The organism is uncultured Lamprocystis sp. (genome assembly GCF_903933125.1).
Taxonomy (GTDB): domain Bacteria; phylum Pseudomonadota; class Gammaproteobacteria; order Chromatiales; family Chromatiaceae; genus Thiodictyon.
Genome location: NZ_CAIZIZ010000576.1, coordinates 1 through 4065, shown reverse-complemented (window position 1 = coordinate 4065; position 4065 = coordinate 1). Strand labels below are relative to the sequence as shown.

Here is a 4065-nt window from a genome sequence, read left to right as displayed (position 1 = left end):
TGCACTTGGATATTGGGCAAATCTAGCAATAGCTCTATTGCTTGTCTAAGTGGCTCGTTGTTGGAGTCCATGATGACCTTCAAGACCTCGCAAGATGCTGAAATATAAGTATATCATAACCTACGGAGATCCCGAAGAGCCGAAACCGTCAGACGGAAACTCACCCAGCATCAGCGCCGCGGCCGGCTCCTCGTAGTATTCGACCCCGGTCGCACAGATGCCGATGCCCACCGCCCCCACCCACGCCTGCACCCCGGTGGCGGTGCGCACATGGGCCAACAAGTCGCCGAGCTCATCCGCCAGCGAATCCGTCACATAGAGAAAACCCAGATTGGCGCCGGTCGGGACCGGGCCGAGCCGGTCCAGACAGTCGTCTGCGATGACACGCCAGTCGGCGCCCTCAGCGTGGGCAAATTGAAATGGATGCATATTTTGTGCCCTCGGTAACTTACGCTTCAGCCCGGACAGAAGAATTCAGCCGCACCGTTAGACCTCCGCCAAGTCACCTTTCTCCTGAAGCCAAGCACGACGATCGGCGGCCCGCTTCTTGGCCAGCAGCATGTCGAGGAGTGCGCTGCTCTGATCTTCCGTCTCGATGGTGAGCTGGACCAGCCGGCGGGTGTCCGGATGGATGGTCGTTTCACGCAATTGCGCCGGGTTCATCTCACCCAATCCTTTGAAGCGCTGCACGTTGACCTTCCCCTTGAGATGCTCCGCCGCGATGCGGTCAAGGATACCCTTCTTCTCTCCGTCGTCCAGTGCGTAGTAGACCTGCTTGCCGACATCGATCCGATACAGCGGCGGCATCGCCACATACACATGCCCCTCGCTCACCAGGCGGCGGAAGTGCTTGAGAAACAAAGCGCACAACAAGGTCGCGATATGAGCACCATCCGAGTCGGCATCCGCCAGGATACAGACCTTGCCAAAACGCAGCCGCGTCAGATCATCGCTGCCCGGGTCCACGCCGATGGCCACGGCGATATCGTGGACCTCCTGGGAGCCCAGGACCTCGGCGGGATCGACCTCCCAGGTGTTCAGAATCTTGCCGCGCAACGGCAGGATCGCCTGAAACTCCCGATCGCGCGCCTGCTTGGCCGAACCGCCGGCCGAATCGCCCTCCACCAGAAAGAGTTCGCTGCGATCCGGATCGGTGGAAGTGCAGTCCGCCAGCTTGCCGGGCAGCGCCGGACCCTGGGTAATTTTCTTACGGGTCACGGTGCGCCCGGCACGCAGCCGCGCCTGGGCCGCGGTGATAGCCAGTTCAGCGATCCGTTCGCCTTCCGCCGTGTGCTGGTTGAGCCACAGACTGAAGGCGTCCTTGACCACCCCGGAAACAAAGGCGGCACACTCCCGCGAGGACAGCCGTTCCTTGGTCTGACCGGAGAACTGCGGGTCGATCAGCTTGACCGAGAGGATGTAAACCAGCCGGTTCCACACATCCTCCGGGGCCAGCTTGACCCCGCGCGGCAGCAGGTTGCGAAACTCGCAGAACTCCCGCACCGCCTCGGTGAGCCCGCTGCGCAGGCCGTTCACATGGGTGCCGCCCTGCACCGTCGGGATCAGATTCACATAGCTCTCGGCCACCGGCTCCCCGCCCTCGGGCACCCAGGCCAGGGCCCAGCTCGCGGCCTCGCTGGTACCCTCCAGATCGCCGACGAAGGGGGTGGCGGGCACCGTCTCGCAGTCGCCCAGGGTCTGGAGCAAATAGTCCTGGAGCCCGTCCTGATAGCACCAGACATGCGCCTCGCCGGCGGCCTCGTCGCGCCAGCGCACGGTCAGCCCGGGGCACAGCACCGCCTTGGCCTGCAGCAGATGGATCAGCGGCTTGGGCGCGAACTTCGGAGTGTCGAAATACTTGGGGTCCGGCCAGAAGCGCAGCCGGGTGCCGTTGCGCCCGCGCGCGACAGTGCCGAGCTGCGCCAGATCGCTCGCCTTGTCGCCATGGGCGAACGCCATATGGTACTCGTGCCCGGCGCGGCGCACCCAGACCTCCAGACGATTGGAGAGCGCGTTGACCACGGACACGCCGACCCCGTGCAAACCGCCGGAGAACTTATAGCTGCCGCCGCCGAATTTGCCGCCGGCGTGAAGCTTGGTCAGGATCACCTCCACCCCCGGCAGCCCTTGCTCCGGGTGGATATCGACCGGCATGCCGCGGCCGTCGTCGCTGACCTCCAGCGAGCCGTCGGCGTAGAGCACCACCTCGATGGTCCGCGCGTGACCGGCCAGCGCCTCATCGACACTGTTGTCGATGACCTCCTGGGCCAAATGGTTGGGGCGCGTGGTATCGGTGTACATTCCCGGGCGCTTGCGCACCGGGTCGAGGCCGCTCAAAACCTCGATTGCTGAAGCGTCGTAATTGCCTGTCATGGGCGGATCGGTTTTCCCTCTGGTTTGCCCTAGGTGATATCGGGCGTGATAACGCAGACGCGGCGCGCGGCAGGCGCTCGCCGGTTTGACCGTCAAACTGCGGTACGCTACCGTAGCTCTAAACCCTGATGCAAACCTAATGAAAAAAGCCGCAGCCACCGCCCCGCCCCCCTTCGAGCAATCACTGAGCGAACTGGAGGCGATCGTCGACGCCCTGGAGAAGGGCGAGATGACCTTGGAGGAATCCTTGGGCGCCTTCGAGCGCGGCGTTTCTCTGACCCGCGCCTGCCGCCAAGCCCTGGAGGCCGCCGAGCAGCGGGTCCGCATCCTTACCGACGGCCGGCCCGACGCCGAGCCCGAACCCTTCAGTCCTCCATCGAAGACACCCGGCACCCCACATGAGTGAATCAGAACTGGACTCCTTTCGGGCACGCTGCATCGCGCGTGTCCAGGCGACGCTCGACCAACTCCTGCCCGCCCCACAGATCGAGCCCGCGCGCCTGCACGAGGCCATGCGCTACAGCGTCATGAACGGCGGCAAACGCATCCGCCCCCTGCTCTGCTACGCCGCCGGCGAGGCCTTGGGCGTCGCCCCGGCGCTGCTCGACCGCCCCGCTGCGGCGGTGGAACTGATCCACGCCTACTCGCTCATCCATGACGACCTGCCGGCCATGGACGACGATGAACTGCGCCGGGGCCGCCCGACCTGCCATAAGGCCTTCGACGAGGCGACCGCCATCCTCGCCGGCGATGCGCTCCAGACACTCGCCTTTCAGACCCTGGCCGACGCGAACGACCTGAGTGCCGCGGCACGTGTCAGCATGGTCGCCGCGCTCGCCCGGGCCAGCGGCTCGCGCGGCATGGCCGGCGGCCAGGCCCTGGATCTGGCGGCCGAGGGCAAGCACCTCGACCGTGTGATGCTGGAGCACATCCACATTCACAAGACCGGCGCCCTGATCCGCTCCGCCATCCGCCTTGCCATCCTCGCCGACGGTCCGCTGGACGTCGAACACGCCGAACGCCTGGACCGCTATGCCAAATGCGTCGGTCTGGCCTTCCAGATTCAGGATGACGTGCTCGACGTGATCGCCGAGACCGCCGTCACCGGCAAGACCCGCGGGCGCGATCAGGAACTCGACAAATCCACCTACCCCTCGGTCGTCGGGCTGAGCGAGGCCAAGGAAATGGCTAATAACCTGTTGACCGACGCGCTCACCGCCGTCTCCGTCTTCCCCAGCCGCGCCGACCCGCTGCGCTGGGTCGTCGAGTCGCTGCTGCGGCGGACGGCCGAGCGGCCTAGCGAACTCAATCCGGTCAAGCCGCTGGCACAATAATGGCAGAATCGCTACCGGTTATTGGTTTTTTCGAGGTGTCACCAAGACGTTCTCGCAGCTAGAATCCACGGCGCTCACCCTTCCACTGGCGCAGCGGGCCGCGCTTGCTCAAAGACTGCTGTTGGGTCTGGAAGAACCGAATGATGCCGAGGATCAAGCCTTGGCCGAGGTCCATCGCGTCCTCAAGCCCGGCGGCCGACTCTATTGTTCAGAGCCGGTCTATTGGGGATCCTTCAATGAGATCATGCGCCTGATCGACGACGAGCGGATCGTGCGGGAAGCCGCCTTCGCCGCGGCCTTGATCATAATTCCGGCCAGCCGACCCGTCATTGCGGCAGCCCGTCGCGGCCGCGGGCCG

At 64.8% G+C, this 4065-nt stretch carries 4 protein-coding genes and 1 pseudogene; 3 read left to right on the top strand and 2 right to left on the bottom strand.

Annotated elements, in window-relative coordinates:
* Positions 1–120: 120 nt before the first annotated feature.
* Entirely contained in the window at positions 121–429 is a 309-nt protein-coding gene (locus tag QZY03_RS31280; RefSeq protein ID WP_295588233.1) for an FIST N-terminal domain-containing protein, read from the bottom strand.
* Positions 430–486: 57 nt separating this feature from the next.
* Entirely contained in the window at positions 487–2373 is a 1887-nt protein-coding gene (gene parE / locus QZY03_RS31275) for a DNA topoisomerase IV subunit B (RefSeq protein ID WP_295588230.1), read from the bottom strand.
* Between the two features lie 139 nt (positions 2374–2512).
* Here parE and QZY03_RS31270 point away from each other — a divergent pair, with 139 nt between their 5' ends.
* The 3 genes and pseudogenes from QZY03_RS31270 to QZY03_RS31260 all read left to right on the top strand — a co-directional run.
* Positions 2513–2779, top strand: a complete 267-nt coding sequence (locus QZY03_RS31270) for an exodeoxyribonuclease VII small subunit (protein WP_295588227.1) — start codon at positions 2513–2515, stop codon at positions 2777–2779.
* Positions 2772–3707, top strand: coding sequence for a (2E,6E)-farnesyl diphosphate synthase (gene ispA / locus QZY03_RS31265; protein WP_295588225.1), 936 nt, complete (start codon positions 2772–2774; stop codon positions 3705–3707). Before QZY03_RS31270 ends, ispA begins: the two co-directional genes overlap by 8 nt.
* A 151-nt stretch (positions 3708–3858) precedes the next feature.
* A pseudogene (locus tag QZY03_RS31260) lies at positions 3859–4002 on the top strand (class I SAM-dependent methyltransferase); the annotation flags it as partial.
* Positions 4003–4065 lie beyond the last annotated feature (63 nt).

Bases quoted from the DNA above. Each gene is read 5' to 3' on its own strand.
- QZY03_RS31280 (WP_295588233.1), bottom strand. From the start codon at position 429: ATGCATCCATTTCAATTTGCCCACGCTGAGGGCGCCGACTGGCGTGTC.
- parE (WP_295588230.1), bottom strand. From the start codon at position 2,373: ATGACAGGCAATTACGACGCTTCAGCAATCGAGGTTTTGAGCGGCCTC.
- QZY03_RS31270 (WP_295588227.1), top strand. From the start codon at position 2,513: ATGAAAAAAGCCGCAGCCACCGCCCCGCCCCCCTTCGAGCAATCACTG.
- ispA (WP_295588225.1), top strand. From the start codon at position 2,772: ATGAGTGAATCAGAACTGGACTCCTTTCGGGCACGCTGCATCGCGCGT.